This window comes from Novosphingobium sp. G106 (genome assembly GCF_019075875.1).
In the GTDB taxonomy this organism is placed as follows: Bacteria; Pseudomonadota; Alphaproteobacteria; order Sphingomonadales; family Sphingomonadaceae; genus Novosphingobium.
On sequence record NZ_JAHOOZ010000001.1, the window covers coordinates 6,051,919 to 6,069,920 of the forward strand.

At 64.8% G+C, this 18,002-nt stretch carries 27 protein-coding genes and 1 pseudogene; 27 read left to right on the forward strand and 1 reads right to left on the reverse strand.

Annotation, left to right across the window (positions count from 1 at the left end):
- Nucleotides 1–5: 5 nt before the first annotated feature.
- The 27 genes and pseudogenes from rplB (at nucleotide 6) to KRR38_RS29635 (ending at nucleotide 17,212) form a co-directional block, all read left to right on the forward strand.
- Nucleotides 6–842 carry a 50S ribosomal protein L2 gene (gene rplB / locus KRR38_RS29505; RefSeq protein WP_217406952.1) on the forward strand — a complete coding sequence of 279 codons (837 nt, stop codon included), beginning with the start codon at nucleotides 6–8 and terminating at the stop codon, nucleotides 840–842.
- Between the two features lie 5 nt (nucleotides 843–847).
- A complete protein-coding gene (gene rpsS / locus KRR38_RS29510; protein WP_217406953.1) occupies nucleotides 848–1,126 on the forward strand; it encodes a 30S ribosomal protein S19 in 279 nt (92 codons plus the stop codon).
- Nucleotides 1,126–1,503 carry a 50S ribosomal protein L22 gene (rplV, locus tag KRR38_RS29515; RefSeq protein ID WP_217406954.1) on the forward strand — a complete coding sequence of 126 codons (378 nt, stop codon included), beginning with the start codon at nucleotides 1,126–1,128 and terminating at the stop codon, nucleotides 1,501–1,503. The genes rpsS and rplV overlap by 1 nt, the downstream gene beginning before the upstream one ends.
- A gap of 3 nt (nucleotides 1,504–1,506) precedes the next feature.
- Complete coding sequence (gene rpsC, locus KRR38_RS29520; RefSeq protein WP_217406955.1) at nucleotides 1,507–2,217, forward strand: 30S ribosomal protein S3; 711 nt, start codon at nucleotides 1,507–1,509, stop codon at nucleotides 2,215–2,217.
- A gap of 3 nt (nucleotides 2,218–2,220) precedes the next feature.
- Nucleotides 2,221–2,655, forward strand: a complete 435-nt coding sequence (gene rplP, locus KRR38_RS29525) for a 50S ribosomal protein L16 (protein ID WP_217406956.1) — start codon at nucleotides 2,221–2,223, stop codon at nucleotides 2,653–2,655.
- The gene (gene rpmC / locus KRR38_RS29530) at nucleotides 2,655–2,873 is read left to right on the forward strand and encodes a 50S ribosomal protein L29 (RefSeq protein WP_375293445.1); all 219 of its coding nucleotides are present in this window, start codon (nucleotides 2,655–2,657) and stop codon (nucleotides 2,871–2,873) included. Before rplP ends, rpmC begins: the two co-directional genes overlap by 1 nt.
- A gap of 10 nt (nucleotides 2,874–2,883) precedes the next feature.
- Nucleotides 2,884–3,153 carry a 30S ribosomal protein S17 gene (gene rpsQ, locus KRR38_RS29535; RefSeq protein ID WP_217406958.1) on the forward strand — a complete coding sequence of 90 codons (270 nt, stop codon included), beginning with the start codon at nucleotides 2,884–2,886 and terminating at the stop codon, nucleotides 3,151–3,153.
- A gap of 60 nt (nucleotides 3,154–3,213) precedes the next feature.
- Complete coding sequence (rplN, locus tag KRR38_RS29540; protein ID WP_217406959.1) at nucleotides 3,214–3,582, forward strand: 50S ribosomal protein L14; 369 nt, start codon at nucleotides 3,214–3,216, stop codon at nucleotides 3,580–3,582.
- Nucleotides 3,582–3,902 (forward strand): 50S ribosomal protein L24, encoded by a 321-nt coding sequence (gene rplX / locus KRR38_RS29545; protein WP_217406960.1) that lies wholly within the window; start codon nucleotides 3,582–3,584, stop codon nucleotides 3,900–3,902. The genes rplN and rplX overlap by 1 nt, the downstream gene beginning before the upstream one ends.
- Nucleotides 3,895–4,476 (forward strand): 50S ribosomal protein L5, encoded by a 582-nt coding sequence (gene rplE / locus KRR38_RS29550; protein ID WP_217406961.1) that lies wholly within the window; start codon nucleotides 3,895–3,897, stop codon nucleotides 4,474–4,476. The genes rplX and rplE overlap by 8 nt, the downstream gene beginning before the upstream one ends.
- Nucleotides 4,477–4,506: 30 nt before the next feature.
- Entirely contained in the window at nucleotides 4,507–4,812 is a 306-nt protein-coding gene (rpsN, locus tag KRR38_RS29555) for a 30S ribosomal protein S14 (RefSeq protein ID WP_217406962.1), read from the forward strand.
- Nucleotides 4,813–4,821: 9 nt separating this feature from the next.
- On the forward strand, nucleotides 4,822–5,217 hold the full coding sequence (gene rpsH, locus KRR38_RS29560; RefSeq protein ID WP_217406963.1) for a 30S ribosomal protein S8: 396 nt from the start codon (nucleotides 4,822–4,824) through the stop codon (nucleotides 5,215–5,217).
- Nucleotides 5,217–5,750: a 50S ribosomal protein L6 gene (rplF, locus tag KRR38_RS29565; protein WP_217406964.1), complete on the forward strand. Its 534-nt coding sequence runs from the start codon at nucleotides 5,217–5,219 to the stop codon at nucleotides 5,748–5,750. Before rpsH ends, rplF begins: the two co-directional genes overlap by 1 nt.
- Nucleotides 5,750–6,100 (forward strand): 50S ribosomal protein L18, encoded by a 351-nt coding sequence (gene rplR / locus KRR38_RS29570; RefSeq protein ID WP_217406965.1) that lies wholly within the window; start codon nucleotides 5,750–5,752, stop codon nucleotides 6,098–6,100. The genes rplF and rplR overlap by 1 nt, the downstream gene beginning before the upstream one ends.
- A 2-nt stretch (nucleotides 6,101–6,102) precedes the next feature.
- A complete protein-coding gene (rpsE, locus tag KRR38_RS29575; protein WP_254515033.1) occupies nucleotides 6,103–6,855 on the forward strand; it encodes a 30S ribosomal protein S5 in 753 nt (250 codons plus the stop codon).
- 5 nt (nucleotides 6,856–6,860) lie between these two features.
- Complete coding sequence (rpmD, locus tag KRR38_RS29580) at nucleotides 6,861–7,037, forward strand: 50S ribosomal protein L30 (RefSeq protein WP_217406966.1); 177 nt, start codon at nucleotides 6,861–6,863, stop codon at nucleotides 7,035–7,037.
- A gap of 230 nt (nucleotides 7,038–7,267) precedes the next feature.
- On the forward strand, nucleotides 7,268–7,498 hold the full coding sequence (locus KRR38_RS29585; RefSeq protein WP_217406967.1) for a hypothetical protein: 231 nt from the start codon (nucleotides 7,268–7,270) through the stop codon (nucleotides 7,496–7,498).
- Between the two features lie 41 nt (nucleotides 7,499–7,539).
- Nucleotides 7,540–8,679 (forward strand): acyltransferase, encoded by a 1,140-nt coding sequence (locus KRR38_RS29590; RefSeq protein WP_217406968.1) that lies wholly within the window; start codon nucleotides 7,540–7,542, stop codon nucleotides 8,677–8,679.
- A 51-nt stretch (nucleotides 8,680–8,730) separates the two neighbouring features.
- Complete coding sequence (gene rplO, locus KRR38_RS29595; RefSeq protein WP_217406969.1) at nucleotides 8,731–9,264, forward strand: 50S ribosomal protein L15; 534 nt, start codon at nucleotides 8,731–8,733, stop codon at nucleotides 9,262–9,264.
- Between the two features lie 165 nt (nucleotides 9,265–9,429).
- Nucleotides 9,430–10,779 (forward strand): preprotein translocase subunit SecY, encoded by a 1,350-nt coding sequence (secY, locus tag KRR38_RS29600; protein WP_217406970.1) that lies wholly within the window; start codon nucleotides 9,430–9,432, stop codon nucleotides 10,777–10,779.
- Between the two features lie 47 nt (nucleotides 10,780–10,826).
- Nucleotides 10,827–11,471: an adenylate kinase gene (locus KRR38_RS29605; protein ID WP_217406971.1), complete on the forward strand. Its 645-nt coding sequence runs from the start codon at nucleotides 10,827–10,829 to the stop codon at nucleotides 11,469–11,471.
- Between the two features lie 23 nt (nucleotides 11,472–11,494).
- The gene (locus tag KRR38_RS29610) at nucleotides 11,495–12,115 is read left to right on the forward strand and encodes an SRPBCC family protein (RefSeq protein WP_217406972.1); all 621 of its coding nucleotides are present in this window, start codon (nucleotides 11,495–11,497) and stop codon (nucleotides 12,113–12,115) included.
- A 317-nt stretch (nucleotides 12,116–12,432) separates the two neighbouring features.
- A complete protein-coding gene (gene rpsM, locus KRR38_RS29615) occupies nucleotides 12,433–12,801 on the forward strand; it encodes a 30S ribosomal protein S13 (protein WP_217406973.1) in 369 nt (122 codons plus the stop codon).
- 54 nt (nucleotides 12,802–12,855) lie between these two features.
- Complete coding sequence (gene rpsK / locus KRR38_RS29620; protein ID WP_217406974.1) at nucleotides 12,856–13,245, forward strand: 30S ribosomal protein S11; 390 nt, start codon at nucleotides 12,856–12,858, stop codon at nucleotides 13,243–13,245.
- A 121-nt stretch (nucleotides 13,246–13,366) separates the two neighbouring features.
- Complete coding sequence (locus KRR38_RS29625; RefSeq protein WP_217406975.1) at nucleotides 13,367–14,428, forward strand: DNA-directed RNA polymerase subunit alpha; 1,062 nt, start codon at nucleotides 13,367–13,369, stop codon at nucleotides 14,426–14,428.
- Nucleotides 14,429–14,550: 122 nt separating this feature from the next.
- Nucleotides 14,551–14,973 (forward strand): 50S ribosomal protein L17, encoded by a 423-nt coding sequence (gene rplQ / locus KRR38_RS29630; RefSeq protein WP_217406976.1) that lies wholly within the window; start codon nucleotides 14,551–14,553, stop codon nucleotides 14,971–14,973.
- Nucleotides 14,974–15,063: 90 nt separating this feature from the next.
- A pseudogene (locus tag KRR38_RS29635) lies at nucleotides 15,064–17,212 on the forward strand (prolyl oligopeptidase family protein).
- Here the strand turns inward: KRR38_RS29635 and KRR38_RS29640 are convergent.
- On the reverse strand, nucleotides 17,202–17,954 hold the full coding sequence (locus tag KRR38_RS29640) for a sterol desaturase family protein (protein WP_217406977.1): 753 nt from the start codon (nucleotides 17,952–17,954) through the stop codon (nucleotides 17,202–17,204). The pseudogene KRR38_RS29635 and the gene KRR38_RS29640 sit on opposite strands and share 11 nt — an antisense overlap.
- Nucleotides 17,955–18,002 lie beyond the last annotated feature (48 nt).

Consider the following 18,002-nt stretch of genomic DNA (forward strand, 5'->3'; position numbering starts at 1 on the left):
GAACCATGGCACTCAAGAACTACAATCCGACCAGCCCCGCACGCCGCGGCCTGATCCTCGTCGACAAGTCGTCGCTGTGGAAGGGCAAGCCCGTCAAGGCGCTGACCGAAGGCAAGAACAAGACCGGTGGCCGTAACAACAAGGGCCATGTCACCTCGCGTGGCATCGCCGGCGGCCACAAGCAGAAGTACCGCTTCATCGACTTCAAGCGTCGCAAGTGGGACCAGCCGGCCACCGTCGAGCGTCTGGAATATGACCCCAACCGCACGGCCTTCATCGCGCTCGTCAAGTACGAGGACGGTGAGCAGACCTACATCATCGCGCCGCAGCGTCTTGCCGTCGGCGACACGATCGTCGCCGGTGAGAAGACCGACGTGAAGCCGGGCAACGCGATGCTGCTCAGCCAGATGCCGGTCGGCACGATCATCCACAACGTGGAGATGAAGCCGGGCAAGGGCGGCCAGATCGCACGTTCCGCAGGCACTTACGTGCAGCTCGTCGGCCGCGACCGCGGCATGGTCATCGTTCGCCTGAACTCGGGCGAGCAACGTTACCTGCGTGGCGATTGCATGGGCACGGTTGGTGCGGTGTCGAACCCCGACAACCAGAACCAGAACTTCGGCAAGGCCGGGCGCACGCGCTGGCAGGGTCGTCGTCCGCTGACCCGCGGCGTCGCCAAGAACCCGGTCGATCACCCGCACGGCGGTGGTGAAGGCCGCACCTCGGGTGGCCGTCATCCGGTCACGCCCTGGGGCAAGCCGACCAAGGGTGCGCGCACCCGCAACAACAAGCAGACGGATAAGCTTATCATCCGTTCGCGTCACGCGAAGAAGAAGAGGTAACCGCCATGGCACGTTCCGTCTGGAAAGGCCCCTTCGTCGAACTGCACCTGCTCAAGAAGGCGGAAGCCGCGCAGGATGCTGGCGGCCGCGCCGGTCCGATCAAGACCTGGTCGCGTCGCTCGACGATTCTGCCGCAGTTCGTTGGCCTGACGTTCACCGTCTACAACGGCCACAAGTTCATCCCGGTCTCGGTCAACGAGGACATGGTCGGCCACAAGCTCGGTGAATTTGCGCCCACGCGCACCTTCCCCGGTCATGCTGCCGACAAGAAGGGCAAGCGCTAATGGGCAAGGAAAAAGCTCCCCGTCGCGTCGGCGACAAGGAAGCGCTGTCGGTCGGCACGCAGATCCGCGGTTCGGCTCAGAAGCTGAATCTCGTCGCTGCGCTGATCCGCGGCCGCAAGGCAGAAGACGCTCTGAACATCCTCACCTTCTCGAAGAAGGCGATGGCTCAGGACGCCCACAAGGTTCTCGCGTCGGCCATCGCCAATGCCGAGAACAACCACAACCTGGACGTCGACGCCCTCGTGGTCGCCGAAGCCAGCGTGGGCAAGTCGATCACCATGAAGCGTTTCCACACGCGCGGCCGTGGCAAGTCCACGCGCATCCTCAAGCCGTTCAGCCGGCTGCGCATCGTGGTCCGCGAAGTCGAGGAGGCCTGAGCCATGGGTCATAAGAGCAACCCGATCGGCCTGCGCCTGCAGATCAACCGGACCTGGGACAGCCGCTGGTACGCCGAAGGCAAGAGCTATGCGTCGATGCTTGAGGAAGACCTCAAGATGCGCAAGTTCATCATGGAATCGCTGCCGCAGGCCGCGATCTCCAAGGTTGTCATCGAGCGTCCGGCCAAGCTGTGCCGCGTGTCGATCTATGCCGCCCGCCCGGGCGTCATCATCGGCAAGAAGGGCGCCGACATCGAGAAGCTGCGCTCGCAGCTGGCCAAGCTGACCAGCAGCGAAGTGAAGCTGAACATCGTCGAGATCCGCAAGCCGGAAATCGACGCCAAGCTCGTCGCCCAGGGCATCGCCGACCAGCTGGTTCGCCGCGTGGCTTTCCGCCGTGCGATGAAGCGCGCCGTGCAGTCGGCGCTGCGTCTCGGCGCGGAGGGCATCAAGATCACTTGCGGCGGCCGTCTCGGCGGCGCCGAGATCGCCCGTGTCGAATGGTACCGCGAAGGCCGCGTGCCGCTCCACACGCTGCGCGCGCACATCGATTACGCTGAGGCCGAGGCGCTGACCGCCTACGGCATCATCGGCATCAAGTGCTGGATCTTCAAGGGCGAGATTCTCGGCCACGATCCGATGGCGCAGGACCGGCTCATGATGGAGGCCCAGACCTCCGGCGTGCGTCCGGCACGCGAAGACCGCAGGAACTAAGTCATGCTGCAACCTAAGAAAACCAAGTTCCGCAAGGCCTTCAAGGGCCGGATCAAGGGCGATGCCAAGGGCGGCACCGATCTGAACTTCGGTTCCTATGGCCTCAAGGCCATGGAGCCCGAGCGGATCACCGCCCGCCAGATCGAAGCGGCCCGCCGCGCGATCACGCGTCACATCAAGCGCCAGGGCCGTCTCTGGATTCGCGTCTTCCCCGACGTGCCGGTGACGAAGAAGCCCGCCGAAGTCCGCCAGGGCAAGGGCAAGGGTGCGATCGAGTACTGGGCTGCCCGCGTCAAGCCGGGCCGCATCCTGTTCGAGCTCGACGGCGTTCCCGGTCCGCTCGCCGCTGTTGCGTTCCAGCGCGCCGCGATGAAGCTGCCGATCAAGACCAAGGTCGTCGCCCGTCTTGGCGACACCTCGCACCTGGGAGCCGAATGATGGCCGCCAAGAACTCCAACAAGGTCGAAGACCTGCGCGTGAAGAGCGACGATCAGCTGCAGGGTGACCTCGCCGAGCTGAAGCGTGAGGCGTTCAACCTGCGCTTCCAGGCCGCGACGAACCAGCTCGAACGTCCGGCACGCATCAAGGAAGTGCGCCGCGACATCGCCCGTATCAAGACGCTGCAGACTGAGCGCACTCAGTCGCCCAAGGCGTAAGGAGACTACGATGCCCAAGCGTATTCTGATCGGGACCGTGGTTTCCGACAAGACCGACAAGACCGTCGTGGTCCGCGTCGAGCGCAAGGTGAAGCACCCGATGTACGGGAAGATCATCCGCCGCTCGAAGAAGTACCACGCCCACGACGAGGACAACACGTACAAGGCCGGCGAGACCGTGCGGATCGAAGAGACCCGCCCGATGTCGAAGCTGAAGACGTGGAAGGTCATCGATCGCGTCACGGCCGGCAAGACTGCCGCCGTCGAAGCGGACGTCTGAGCTAGATTTTTGGAACTGCCGGACTGGTTCCGGCAAGCCGACTGAGAAGGAACCGGATCGATGATCCAGATGCAATCCAATCTCGACGTCGCGGACAACAGCGGCGCCAAGCGCGTCCAGTGCATCAAGGTGCTGGGCGGGTCGAAGCGTCGTTTTGCCGGCGTCGGCGACATCATCGTGGTGTCGATCAAGGAAGCGCAGCCCCGTGCTCGCGTGAAGAAGGGCGACGTTCACCGCGCCGTGATCGTGCGTACCCGCAAGGACGTGCGCCGCGCCGATGGCTCGGTGATCCGCTTCGACAGCAACGCTGCCGTGCTGATCAACAAGAACGAAGAGCCGATCGGCACTCGTATCTTCGGGCCGGTGGTGCGCGAACTGCGCGGCCGCGGCTTCATGAAGATCATTTCGCTCGCGCCGGAGGTGCTGTGATGGCTGCCGCCAAGATCAAGAAGGGTGACTCCGTCGTCATCCGTTCGGGCAAGGACAAGGGCCGTACCGGCACCGTCCTGCAGGTGCTCCCCAAGGACGAGAAGGTGCTGGTTGCCGGCATCAACGTCGCCACGCGCCACCGCAAGCCGACCCAGGACAACCCGCAGGGTGGCATCGACCGCCGCGAGGCTCCGATGCACATCTCGAAGGTGAGCCTGGCCGACCCCAAGGACGGCAAGGCGACCCGCGTCCGTTTCGAAACCAAGGACGGAAAGAAGGTCCGCGTGGCCGTCAAGTCCGGGGAGACGATCGATGGCTGACAATTACGTTCCGCGCATGCGGAAGAAGTACGACGATCAGATCGTCGCCGCGATGACCGAGAAGTTCGGTTACAAGAACGCGATGGAAGTGCCGAAGATCGAGAAGATCACGCTCAACATGGGCGTCGGCGAAGGCACGCAGGACCGCAAGAAGGTCACCACGGCCGTCGAGGAAATGCAGCTGATCGCGGGCCAGAAGCCCGTCGTCACCAAGGCGAAGAAGTCGATCGCGCAGTTCAAGCTGCGCGAGGGCATGGCGATCGGTTGCAAGGTCACCCTGCGCCGTGAACGCATGTACGAATTCCTCGACCGCCTGATCACCGTGGCCATGCCCCGCATCCGCGACTTTCGCGGCCTGAACCCGAAGAGCTTCGACGGGCGTGGCAACTACGCGATGGGTCTCAAGGAGCAGATCATCTTCACCGAGATCAGCTACGACCAGATCGAAAAGGTGCGCGGCATGGATATCATCGTGACCACCACCGCAAAGACCGACGACGAAGCGCGCGAGCTGCTCCGCCTGTTCGGTTTCCCGTTCCCGCTGGATGCTGCTGAACAGCAGCAGGCCGCGTAAGTGAAGCTTTGAAGAAGAGAGCTTAAGTCCATGGCGAAACTGAGTTCGATCAACAAGAATGAGCGTCGCAAGAAGCTCGTTAAGAAGTATGCCGCGAAGTATGCGGCTCTCAAGGCCCAGGCCGACGATGAATCGCTCGACGATACCGAGCGTCTCATTGCGCGTCTGAAGCTGGCTGAGATCCCGCGTAACGCTAACCCGACCCGGGTGCGCAACCGCTGCGCCACCACCGGCCGCCCGCGCGGCTATTATCGCAAGTTCGGCCTGTGCAGGATCGAGCTGCGGGATAAGGGCAACAAGGGCCTTATCCCCGGTCTGACCAAGTCGAGCTGGTAAGGAAAAGCGATGGCACTGACCGATCCCCTGGGTGATATGCTCACCCGCATCCGCAATGGCCAGCGGGCGAAGAAGGACACGATCCTCTCGCCGGCTTCGAAGCTGCGCGCCCGCGTGCTCGAAGTGCTGCAGCGGGAAGGCTATATCCGCGGCTACAGCGAGGACGCCACCGGCCTCCACCCGCAGCTGCGCATCGAGCTGAAGTATTTCGAAGGCGAGCCGGCGATCAAGCACGTCGCTCGCGTCTCCAAGCCGGGCCGCCGCGTCTACTCGGGTTCCAAGGAACTTCCGGTGATCCGTAACGGCCTTGGCATCACCATCGTCTCGACGCCCAAGGGCGTGCTCTCGGATGCCGAAGCACGCGCCCAGAACGTCGGCGGCGAAGTGCTTGCGGAGGTGTTCTGATGAGCCGCATCGGTAAAGTACCGGTTCCGGTGCCCGCGGGCGTGACCGCGGACATCGCCGATGGCAAGCTGACCGTAAAGGGCCCCAAGGGCACCCTGACGCTCAACCTGCGCGACGAGATCAGCTATGCGGTCGAAGACGGCCGTATCCTGGTCAAGCCGGCGAACGACACCAAGGCCGCTCGCGCGTTCTGGGGCATGCAGCGTACGCTGGTCAGCAACCTCGTCACCGGCGTGACCGAGGGCTACACCAAGACGCTGCTGATCACCGGCGTCGGCTACCGCGCCAATGCCCAGGGCAAGAACCTGAAGCTGCAGCTCGGCTACAGCCACGACGTCGATTTCGCGATCCCGGAAGGCATCGAGATCAAGACCCCGGATAACACCACGGTCGAGATCAGCGGTATCGACAAGCAGCAGGTCGGCCAGGTTGCCGCCGAGATTCGTCGCTGGCGCAAGCCCGAACCCTACAAGGGCAAGGGTATCAAGTACCGCGGCGAGTACATCTTCCGCAAGGAAGGGAAGAAGAAGTAATGGCCAAGCTCTCTCTGTTCGATCGCCGCAAGCGGCGTGTTCGCACCGCGCTGAAGGCTCGTGCCGGTGGGCGTCCGCGCCTGTCGGTCCACCGTTCGGGTCGCCACATGTATGCCCAGATCATCGACGACAGCGAAGGCCGCACCGTGGCCTACGCATCGACGCTGACCAAGGGCAGCAAGGGCCCCGGCGCCACGACCGAGGCGGCTGCCAAGGTTGGCAAGGAGCTCGCCGAGCTCGCCAAGAAGGCTGGCGTGACCTCCGTCGTGTTCGATCGCGGCGGCTTCCTGTTCCATGGCCGCGTCAAGGCGCTGGCCGACGCCGCGCGTGAAGGCGGGCTGGAGTTCTGATGATGGCTGACGAAAACAACAACGGCACCGAAGTGATCGACACGCCGGTCTCGGCCGATGCGCCGGCCGGTGGTGACACCCGCGAGGGCCGTGGCCCTGGTGGCGGTCGCGGCCGTGGCCGTGGCGGCAACGACCGTGGCGGCGGCAACGATCGTGGCGGCCGTGGCGGCCGCCGGGACGACCGCAACAATCGTGGCCGTGGTGGCGAGGATGAGGGCGGCGAGGAGCTCATTGAAAAGCTCGTCCACATCAACCGCGTCTCCAAGACGGTGAAGGGCGGCAAGCGCTTCGGTTTCGCGGCGCTGGTCGTCGTGGGCGACGGCAAGGGCCGCGTCGGCTTCGGTCATGGCAAGGCCCGCGAAGTGCCCGAGGCCATCACCAAGGCGACCGCTTCGGCCAAGAAGAAGATGGTCCGCGTTCCGCTCAAGGAAGGCCGCACGCTGCACCATGACGGCAAGGGCCACTTCGGCGCCGGCAAGGTCAACGTCCGTTCGGCTCCGGCCGGTACCGGCATCATCGCGGGCGGCCCGATGCGCGCCGTCTTCGAGAGCCTGGGCGTTGCCGACGTGGTGACCAAGTCGGTCGGCACCTCGAACCCCTACAACATGATCCGCGCCACCTTCGACGCTCTGGTCAACCAGACCTCGCCGAAGTCGGTCGCCCAGCGTCGCGGCAAGAAGGTCGCCGACCTGCTGGGTCGCGGCGGTGCCACTGCGGTGGAGGCTGAGGCCGCCGCCGACGCGATTGCGGAGTAAGCGAGATGGCAAAGATCAAGCTCAAGCAGATCGGCTCGCCGATCCGCCGTCCCGAAGCGCAGAAGAAGATCCTCATCGGCCTCGGCCTCGGCAAGATGCACCGCGTCGTCGAGCTCGAGGACACCGCCGAGGTTCGCGGTGCGATCGCCAAGCTGCCGCACATGGTGGCCGTGATCGACTGATCGCTCTGGCGACGACCCAACACGGAAAGCCCCGGCGAAGCCGGGGCTTTTTGCGTTGGGGCCGTCGCAACGGCCTGTCGCATTTTTACAAATTTTTGGTTGGCTGTGGTCACTAGTGATTAGTCGGCGCGATGGGATTGGCGTACCGTCAGCCGTCGCCAGCCTAACCCTCGGCGTGCTGACGATTGAGATCGCCTTGTAGCGCTCCCGCCCGATGCAGGAGACCCGCAATGCCCCTCTTCAGGATCTTCCCGACCGACCAGACGTTCTCGTCCGCCGAGATCATCGCGGACGATCCCGCGGCGGTCTTCCAGATCGTCGGCGGGCTTGCCTGCCGCGAAGCCGATGTGATCGCGGACGGCGCCTACGCCTTTTCGCTGCGTCTCGGCGACAACGGCCTCTGGACGATCTTTCAGCGCGATCGCGAGGAAGAAGAGGAATTGATCCCGGCCTTCGGCTAGCCGTTCATTAACCATATCCGCGGTATCGCCCTGCAATGGGCATGCTGCGGGTCTTGCTGGCGATGGCGGTGCTGCTGGGACATACCGGCGGCTTCGGCGGCTACATGCTCACTGGCGGGCCAGTGGCGGTCCAGGCCTTCTACATCATCTCGGGCTTCTACATGGGGCTTGTGCTCAACGAGCGCTACGATCGGCCTGCCTTGAACTGTACGTTCTACCTGAACCGGGCGATCCGCATCTATGCGATCTACCTGTTCTTTCTCGCGCTCTACCTGGCGGTGATGGCGGCGGTGCAGATCCAGACCGGCAGTTCGCCGCTCGCGCCCTATCTGACCGATACCGTGTCGCTGCCCGAGAAGCTGTTCATGGGCCTGCTCAACCTCACCGTTGCCGGGCAGGACCTGACGCTGCACCTGGGGGTGCAGGGCGGGCACCTGGCCTGGACTAGCCATCCCTTCAAACTCGACGGCAATGACGTCTTCCATTTCATGCTGATCCCGATGGCTTGGTCGCTGGCGCTCGAGATCTATTTCTACGCGCTCGCGCCCTTCATCGCACGGCGGCCGGCGAGGCAGATCGCGCTGCTGATGTCCGCGTCGATCGTGGCGCGGATCGTGGCGGCGCTGATGGGCTACAGCGGCGATCCTTACTCTTATCGCTTCTTCCCCTTCGAACTGGCGTTCTTCCTGGCCGGCGTGCTGGCCTACAAGGCCTGGGCGGCACGGCCCGAGCTGTGGCAGCGCCCTGCGGCGCGGCTGCTGGCGCTGGCGGTGCCCGTCGTGCTCGCCGCCTATCCCTGGCTGCGTGGCGACTGGCCGGACGCGGCCTTCTTCTCGCCCGCGCGGATCGGCACGCTGCTGCTGGTCGCCGTCGCCCTGCCGGCGATCCATGGCTGGAGCCGCCATTCGCGGCTCGACCGGACCGTGGGCGAGTTGTCCTACCCGGTCTATCTCTCGCACTTCCTCGTGACCGCGATCATTCCTGCGGCCGGCGTCTTCGCGGGCCGGTCAGGGTTGCGGACCCTGGCGGTGATCGCGGTTACCCTGGCGCTGTCCTGGGTCGTCGTGCGCTTCCTCGACGACGGTATCGAGGCCTGGCGCCGCCGCATCGCGCGGCGGGCGGGCGCGACGGGCGAGGGCGACGAGTCAAAAGGGGGTGACAGCACGCCACGCTTCGCCTAAGGGGCCGCCTTTCCAACCAAGCGCGACTAAAGCGAAAGCGAGTGCACGACCATGACTTTCAAACTCAACGAACTCCGTGACAACGATGGCGCCCGCAAGGGCCGCATGCGCGTCGGCCGTGGTATCGGCTCGGGCAAGGGCAAGACCGCCGGCCGCGGCCAGAAAGGCGCCAAGGCGCGTTCGGGCGTCAGCGTCAACGGTTTCGAGGGCGGCCAGATGCCGCTCCACATGCGTATCCCGAAGCGCGGCTTCAACAACATCTTCGCCAAGGACTATGCCGAGGTGAACCTGGGCCTCGTCCAGAAGGCGATCGACGCGGGCAAGCTCGACGCCAAGGCGGAGATCGACCACGCCGCGCTCAAGGCCGCTGGCCTGGCCCGCGGCGGCAAGGACGGCGTCCGCCTCCTCGCCAAGGGTGAGTTCACCGCGAAGGCCAGCTTCCTGGTCGCCGGCGTGTCGAAGGGCGCGCGCGAGGCGGTCGAGAAGGCTGGCGGTTCGGTGACCGTGCCCGAGGCCGGGCCGAGCGAGCACGAGAAGAAGACCGCTCGCCGCGAGGCGAACAAGGCCGCCAAGGCCGCCAAGTAAGCATCGGGGCCCTCGCGGAAGCGGGGGCCTCAAGCTTTTCGGTAAGAGCCTCTGCGGCCGCGCGGACAAAGTTGGACGTCAGGGGTTCGACATCCGCCCTTCGGCATTATATGGGCAGAGGCTAGCCGGTAGCACACCGGCAATCATGCAAGGCTCACCACCCCGATGGCATCACGCGCCGACAATATTGCGAGCAATCTGAATCTCGCCAACTTTTCCAAGGCGACCGAGCTCAAGAAGCGGATCTGGTTCACGGTCGGTGCGCTGATCGTGTTCCGTTTCCTGACCTTCGTGCCGCTGCCGGGGATCAACCCCGTGGCGCTGAAGCAGTTCCTCGATCGCAGCGCGGGCGGCATCCTCGACTTCTTCAACATGTTCTCGGGCGGCGCGCTGTCGAACTACAGCCTGATCAGCCTGGGCGTGATGCCCTACATCACCGCCTCGATCGTCGTGCAGCTGGCCTCGTCGCTGCACCCGTCGCTGGCAGCGCTCAAGAAGGAAGGCGATTCGGGGCGCAAGAAGCTCAATCAGTATTCGCGCTACGGTGCCGTGCTGCTGGCCGTGGTCCAGGGCTTCGCCATCCTCAAGAACGCCGAGGTCCAGGGCTTCGCAGTCAATCCCGGCCCGCTGTTCTATGTCGCGGGCATCATCTCGCTGGTCGGCGGCACCATGTTCCTGCTGTGGATCGGTGAGCAGATAACCTCGCGTGGGATCGGCAACGGCACGTCGCTGATCATCATGGCGGGCATCGTCGCGCAGATGCCGAAGTCGCTCGTCAACCTGTTCGAGGGCGGCCGCACCGGTTCGGTCAACGGCTTCGTCGTCGTCGCGATGGTGGGGTTGCTGATCGGCATGGTTCTGCTGATCTGCTTCATGGAACGCGCCCAGCGCCGTCTGCTGATCCAGTATCCCAAGCGCGCGACCCAGCGCGGCATGATGCAGGCCGATCGCAGCCACCTGCCGCTGAAGCTCAACACCGCCGGCGTCATCCCGCCGATCTTCGCCAGTTCGCTGCTGCTGCTGCCGCTGACGATCACCCAGTTCGCCGGCAGCGGGCTCTCGCCCGAGAGCAAGGTGGGCCAGTTCGTCGTGGCGCTGAACCAGTACCTGGGCCACGGCAAGCCGGTCTACATGCTGCTCTATGCCGCGGGCATCATCTTCTTCAGCTTCTTCTACACCGCCGTGGTGTTCAACCCGGAGGAAACCGCGGAGAACCTCAAGAAGAACGGCGGGTTCATCCCCGGCATCCGTCCGGGCAAAAACACCGAGAATTATCTCGACTACGTGCTGACCCGCATCACGGTGATCGGCGCCGCCTACCTGACGATCGTCTGCGTCCTGCCGGAATGGGTCATCGCCGAGACGGGCATGCATTTCCTCGTCGCCGGCGGCACCAGCCTGCTGATCGTCGTCAACGTGACTGTGGATACGATTACCCAGATCCAGTCCCATCTGCTCGCGCATCAGTATGGTGACCTCATCAAGAAAGCCAAACTGAAGGGCCGTCTGCGCTAAGCTCGAGAGGACTTAGGACGCGCCAAGCAAGATAAGGGGCGATAAGAGTGAATATCATCCTGCTGGGCCCGCCGGGAGCGGGCAAGGGCACCCAGGCACAGCGGCTCGTGGAAAGCCGCGGCATGGTCCAGCTGTCGACGGGCGACATGCTGCGCGAGACCCGCAAGGCCGATACCCCGCTTGGCCGCCAGGTCGCCGAGGTCATGGATTCGGGTGCGCTCGTTTCGGACGAGATCGTCTCGGCGATGATCGATGAGAAGCTTGCCAGCCTGCCGGCCGAAACCGGCGTGATCTTCGACGGTTATCCGCGCACCGCCGCGCAGGCCCATTCGCTCGACGACATCCTGGCCGGCCGTGGCCGCAAGCTTGACAGCGTGATCGAGCTCGAAGTGAACGAGGACGCGCTCGTCGAGCGCATCACCGGCCGCTACACCTGTGCCACCTGCGGAAAAGGCTATCACGACAAGTTCGAGAAGCCCAAGGTCAAGGGCACCTGCGACAAGTGTGGTGGCCACGAGTTCAAGCGCCGGCCTGACGACAACGAGGAAACCGTACGCACGCGCATGGCCGAGTATCGCGCCAAGACTGCGCCGATCCTGCCGATCTATGACGCGCGCGGCATCGTCGCACGCGTCGATGGCATGGCCGACATGGACGCGGTGACCCAGTCGATCGAAAAGATTCTCGGCTAGCTCGAACGACGGGGGGAGGGCAGATGCGGAGCTTCGCAATCGCCGCCCTCGCGCTGTGCCTCGCCGCGCCTGCGGGCGGCGAAGTCATCGCCCGCAGCGACAACGGCTTCGTCGTGCGCCATGTCGCCGAAGTCACCGCCAGCCCCGCGGACGCCTGGAAGCAGCTCGTCGTCCCTGCCGACTGGTGGAACGGCGTCCACACTTTCTCGGGCGACGCCAAGAACCTCAGCCTCGATGCGCGCGCCGGCGGCTGCTTCTGCGAAGTGCTGCCGGGAGAGGGGGAGAAGGGTTGGCTCCACCCGCGCGGCGGCGTCGAGCACATGCGTGTGGTCTTCGTCGACCAAGACAAGGCGCTGCGCATGACCGGTGCGCTCGGCCCGCTGCAGTCGGAGGCATTGCAGGGCACGCTCACCGTCACGCTCAAGCCGATCGATGGCGGTACGCGGTTGACCTGGGAATACGTCGTCGGCGGCTTCATGCGCTACAAGCCCGAGCAGATCGTTCCTGCGGTCGACAAGGTGATCGGTGAGCAACTGACGCGCCTAGCCGAGAAGCTGGGCCCCAAGGCATCCGCCGAGACACCGGCCCCAAAGCCGCCCGGCGAGGAGCCCAAGCCGCAGCCGGGCATGGAAAGCGGCCGCTAAGTCCGCCATCGAGCGCAACGCTTCTCGCTTTGACCTCGCCCGAGCGATCCTGTATGGGAATGCCATCAAGCTGGGCTGCGTCGAAGCCGTTCGACGGGCATTGGCTTTTCGTCATCGCGGCGTTGACACTGCCTGCGAATCATTTTAAGCGCGCCCTTCATTCGACAGAAACGGTTGAGTCCGGCCGGCGATTGCTTCGATGCGCGCCAACCGGGCTTTTTGCCTTTGTGTTCCTGTCGGTGAGCAACGCGATGAGATGGGGATGCGCCAGTCCGGTTTCGGACCTGATGTCAGCCCTGTGGAGCATGGAGATTTAAGTGGCTCGTATTGCCGGGGTGAACATCCCCACCAACAAGCGCGTGATCATCGCGCTGACCTATATTCACGGTATCGGTCCCGCCAAGGCGAAAGCGATCGTCGACAAGCTGGGTATCGATCACAGCCGCCGGGTTCAGGACCTGTCCGACCAGGAAGTGCTGCACATCCGCGAGACGATCGACGCCGATCACACGGTGGAAGGCGATCTTCGCCGCGAGACCGCGATGAACATCAAGCGTCTGATGGACCTGGCCTGCTATCGCGGCCTGCGTCACCGCAAGGGCCTTCCGGTCCGCGGCCAGCGCACGCACACCAACGCCCGCACCCGCAAGGGCAAGGCCAAGCCCATCGCCGGCAAGAAGAAGTAAGCTTCGGCTCCAAACCGAACGCTTTCCCTTACCGAGACACGACAGGATACGATCATGGCACGCGAACCCCAGCGCATTAAAAAGCGGGAGCGCAAGAACATCAGCAGCGGCATCGCTCACGTGAATGCCAGCTTCAACAACACGATGGTCACCATCACCGACGCCCAGGGCAATGCGATCAGCTGGTCCTCGGCCGGCATGATGGGCTTCAAGGGCAGCCGCAAGTCGACGCCGTACGCAGCGCAGGTCGCTGCCGACGACGCCGGCAAGAAGGCCGCCGAGCACGGCGTCCGCACCCTCGAGGTCGAGGTCAAGGGCCCCGGCTCGGGCCGCGAGAGCGCGTTGCGTGCCCTCCAGGCCGTTGGTTTCACGATCACCTCGATCCGCGACGTTACGCCGATCCCGCACAACGGGGTTCGGCCTTCCAAGCGCCGCCGCGTCTGATCGAGCTTTACGGCGGGAGGTTCGCTTCCGCCGCATTTCGGATCGGCCGCGGACCCATTCGGGAACGCGGCCGCTGCCGGTTCAAAATGCCCCAGGGCCCAAAATTCATTAGGGGACACCTATGACTGTCAACATCAAGAACTGGCAGGAACTGAAGAAGCCCAACAACCTCGAGGTGAAGGCGGGCAACGACCCCAAACGCCGCGCCACCTTCGTTGCTGAGCCGCTCGAACGCGGTTTCGGCCTGACGCTGGGCAACGCCCTGCGCCGCGTGCTGCTCTCCTCGCTGCAGGGTGCGGCGATCACCTCGATCAAGATCGAGAACGTCCTTCACGAGTTCTCGTCGCTCGCCGGCGTGCGCGAGGACGTGACCGACATCGTCCTCAACGTGAAGCAGATCGCGCTCAAGATGCAGGGCGAAGGCCCGAAGCGTCTCCAGCTCTCGGCGACCGGTCCGGCCGAAGTCACCGCGGGTGACATCGCCGTCTCGGGTGACATGGAGGTGATGAACAAGAACCTCGTGATCTGCCACCTCGACGAGGGTGCGACGCTCAACATGGAGCTCACCGCCGACACCGGTAAGGGCTATGTCCCCGCCGTGGGCAACCGCCCGGTCGACGCGCCGATCGGCCTGATCCCGATCGACTCGCTCTATTCGCCGGTCCGCCAGGTCTCCTACAAGGTCGACAACGCGCGTATCGGCCAGGAGCTGGACTTCGACAAGCTGAGCCTGACCGTCGAGACCGACGGTACGGTGACCCCCGAGGACGCCGTGGCCTATGCCGCGCGCATCCTGCAGGATCAGCTCGCGCTGTTCGTCCACTTCGAGGACGTCACGCCGATGGGTGCCTCGCCGATGATCGGCATGGCGGCTTCGGCTCCGGCGGAAGAGGGCGACACCAACCAGCTCAACCGTTACCTGCTCAAGAAGGTCGACGAGCTCGAGCTGTCGGTGCGTTCGGCCAACTGCCTGAAGAACGACAACATCATCTACATCGGCGACCTGGTCCAGAAGACCGAGGCCGAGATGCTCCGCACGCCGAACTTCGGCCGCAAGTCGCTCAACGAGATCAAGGAAGTGCTCTCGTCGATGGGCCTGCGCCTCGGCATGGACATCCCGGGCTGGCCGCCTGAGAACATCGAAGAAATGGCCAAGAAGCTCGAGCAGGAACTGCTCGGCTGATGGCTCAAGGTCTCACCCCGGCGACGGTCGGGGTGGGAACTGCAAAGGTGTTTGGCGGCCACCTCAAGCGCTGCCTGGTCTGGGCTACCTGATACGGGCCCTTAACGAACGGAGTAGAGAATATGCGTCACAAGGTTGGCCATCGTAAGCTGCAGCGCACCTCGTCGCACCGCAAGGCGCTTCTGCGCAACATGTCGGCGGCGCTCATCAAGCACGAACAGATCACCACCACCGTCTCGAAGGCCCGCGAACTCGCGCCCTACGTCGAGAAGCTGATCACGCTCGGCAAGCGCGGCGGCCTGTCGAACCGCCGTCTGGCTCACGCCCGTCTGCTCGACGATGCGCAGCTCACGAAGCTGTTCGACGTTCTCGCCCCGCGCTACGCTTCGCGCGCCGGCGGCTACACCCGCATCATCAAGGCCGGCTACCGCGCTTCGGACGCCGCGCCGATCGCCGTGATCGAGCTGGTCGACCGTGACGTGTCGGCCAAGGGCCAGGATTCTGGTCCGGTCTACAGCGAGGAAGAGGATTTCGCCGAGGCGTGATCCTTCCCTGCGGCTTCGGCCTCGGACATGACATTGCAAAGGCGGTCGCGAGTGCTAGGCTCGCGGCCGCTTTTGCATTTGGAGAAGAGGATGCCCCGGTTCCCGCTCGCGCCGCTCGCTGCGGCGTGGCTGACCCTAGCCGCAGGTGCATCCGCCCAGGACATGACATCCATCCAGTACCCGGAAACCCGCCGCGGCGACGTCGTCGAAACCCTGTTCGGTGAGAAGATCGCCGATCCCTACCGCTGGCTCGAGAACGACGTCCGCACCGATCCCGAAGTTGCCGACTGGGTAACGCGCGAGAATAAGGTCACCCGCGCCTATCTCGACGGCCTGCCGCAGCACGCCTGGTTCGAGACGCGCATCCGAGCGCTGATGGACTATGAGCGTTTCGGTCTGCCGATGAAGGCCGGGGGGCAACTATTTCTACACGCGCAACTCGGGGCTGCTGAACCAGGCGCAGCTCTATGTCCGCAAGGGGCTGCGCGGCAAGCCGCGGTTGCTGCTCGATCCCAATGGCTGGGCCAAAGACGCCGCCACCGCGCTCGACGCCTGGAAGCCCTCGGACGGCGGCAGGTACCTGCTCTATTCGGTCCAGGACGGCGGCAGCGACTGGCGCATCCTGCATGTGCTCGACGTCGCCTCGGGCCAGGTCCTGCCCGACGAGATCCGCTGGGCCAAGTTCACCGATCTCGCCTGGGTGGGCGAGGAAGGCTTCCTCTATTCGCGCTTTCCCGCGCCGAAGGAAGGCGAGGCCTTCCAGGCGCGCAACTACAACCAGACGGTCTATTTCCACCGCCTCGGCACCCCGCAGGCCGAGGACCAGCTCGTCTATGCGACGCCCGATCATCCCGAGCGCGGCCACAGCGCCGCGGTGACGCAGGACGGCCGCATCGCCGTCATCACCAGCTCGCTGGGCACCGATGCCCGCTATGAGCTGCACACGATCGATCTGGCTCGCCGTTCGCGCGATGGCTGGAAAGCCAAGCCGCTGGTCGAGGGCTTCGAGCACGACTGGAAGCTGGTCGACGGCATGGGCACGGTCCTCTGGTTCGTCACCAACAGCGAGGCGCCGCGCTACCGACTGATGGCGATCGACATCGGCGCGAAGCAGCCAGAATGGCGCGAGCTCGTCCACCAGTCGGCCGAGACGCTGCAGCAGGGCACGATCATCGGCAACCAGCTCGTCCTGCAATATCTCAAGGACGCGTCGAGCCGGGCGCTGATCTTCGACCTCAAGGGCAAGTCGGTGCGCGGCATTTCGCTCAACGGCATAGGCACCGCCGCGGGCTTTGGCGGCAAGCCCGGCGATCCCGAGACCTTCTATGCCTTCACCAGCTTCAACCGGCCGCAGACGATCTACCGGATGAACCTGGCGAGCGGCGAATCCACGCCCTTCGCCGAGCCGAAGCTGGACTTCGATCCGCGCGATTTCGACGTCGATCAGCGTTTCTACACTTCGAAGGACGGCACCCGCGTGCCGATGTTCATCGTCCGCAAGAAGAGCATCGCCGCGGCGGGCAAGCCGGTGCCGACGCTGCTCTACGGCTACGGCGGCTTCGATGTCGCGCTGACGCCGGCCTTCTCCTCGATCCGCATGGCCTGGCTCGAGGCGGGCGGCGCCTTCGCGCTCGCCAACCTGCGCGGCGGCGGCGAGTATGGCCGCGACTGGCACGATGCCGGCCGGCTCGACAACAAGCAGAACGTGTTCGACGATTTCATCGCCGCGGGCGAGTACCTGATCGCCCAGGGTATCACGCCGAAGGACGCGCTAGCGATCCAGGGCGGCTCGAACGGCGGCCTGCTCGTGGGGGCGGTGGTCAATCAGCGGCCCGATCTCTTCGCTGCGGCCAATGCCCAGGTCGGGGTCATGGACATGCTGCGCTTCGACCGCTTCACCGCGGGGCGCTACTGGGTCGACGACTACGGCTATCCCGACCGCGAGAAGGATTTTCGAATTCTGCGTTCCTATTCGCCCTACCACAACATCAAGCCGGGTACGTCCTATCCCGCCATGCTGGTGACCACGGCCGACACCGACGACCGCGTCGTTCCCGGGCACAGCTTCAAGTATACGGCGGCGCTGCAGGCGGCCCATCTGGGCACGCGGCCGCAGCTGATCCGCATCGAGACCCGCGCCGGCCACGGTTCGGGCAAGCCGACCGACAAGGCGATCGAGGAGGGTGCCGACATCCTGGCCTTCCTCGCGGAATGGACCGGGCTGAAGGTTAGGCCGTGATCGCTTCGGCCTGGGCGGGCGTCTCGCCGGTCTGGCTGTAGTAGAGCGGCCAGGCGATCAGCTCGGCCATGTTCTGCGGCGCGCGGGCGAGGCCGGTCGGCGGGAAGCCGTCGGGCCGGTAATAGCTGCCGCAGATCACGTCGAAAATCGGGAAGATCGCGGCGAAGTTGCTGTCGTAGTGTTCGGGCAGGCTCGAATGGTGGCGGCGGTGATAGGCCGGCGTGTTGATCAGCCACGACCAGCGGCCGATGTCGATCCGCAGCCGCGAATGGGTGACGAAGCTCCACAGCGAGGCCAGCCCCGTGGCGCCGGCGATCTCCGGCGTGGGTGCGATGATCAGAGCGGTCGCGGCCCAGATCGTGACCTTTTTGATCAGCGGATCGGCCCAGTAATGGCGCTGCGTCGTCAGCGCCGACATGTCGGGGTCCGAGTGGTGCAGCGAATGCATCGCCCAGAGCAGCGGGATGCGATGCTGCGCGCGGTGGAACAGGTATTCGCCCAGGTCGCTGACGATCAGGAAGGCGGGAAAGCCGATCCAGAAGGGCAGGGCGGCACCGTCGATCAGCGACGGGCTGGCGGGCAGCTCAAAAGGCCAGTGGACGGCGATTCCGGTGAAGAGCAGCAGCGCCCAGGCCTGCAGGTTGATCCACCAGTCGCTGCGCGCGCGCTGCGCGACGCGCTCGATTGCGGTCAAGGCCAGCACCGTGCCGATCAGCGGCGAGAAGGGAAGCGCCAATACCATCGTCCCGTCTTACCGGGCGCGTAGTTAACACCGGGTATTTGCCTTCGC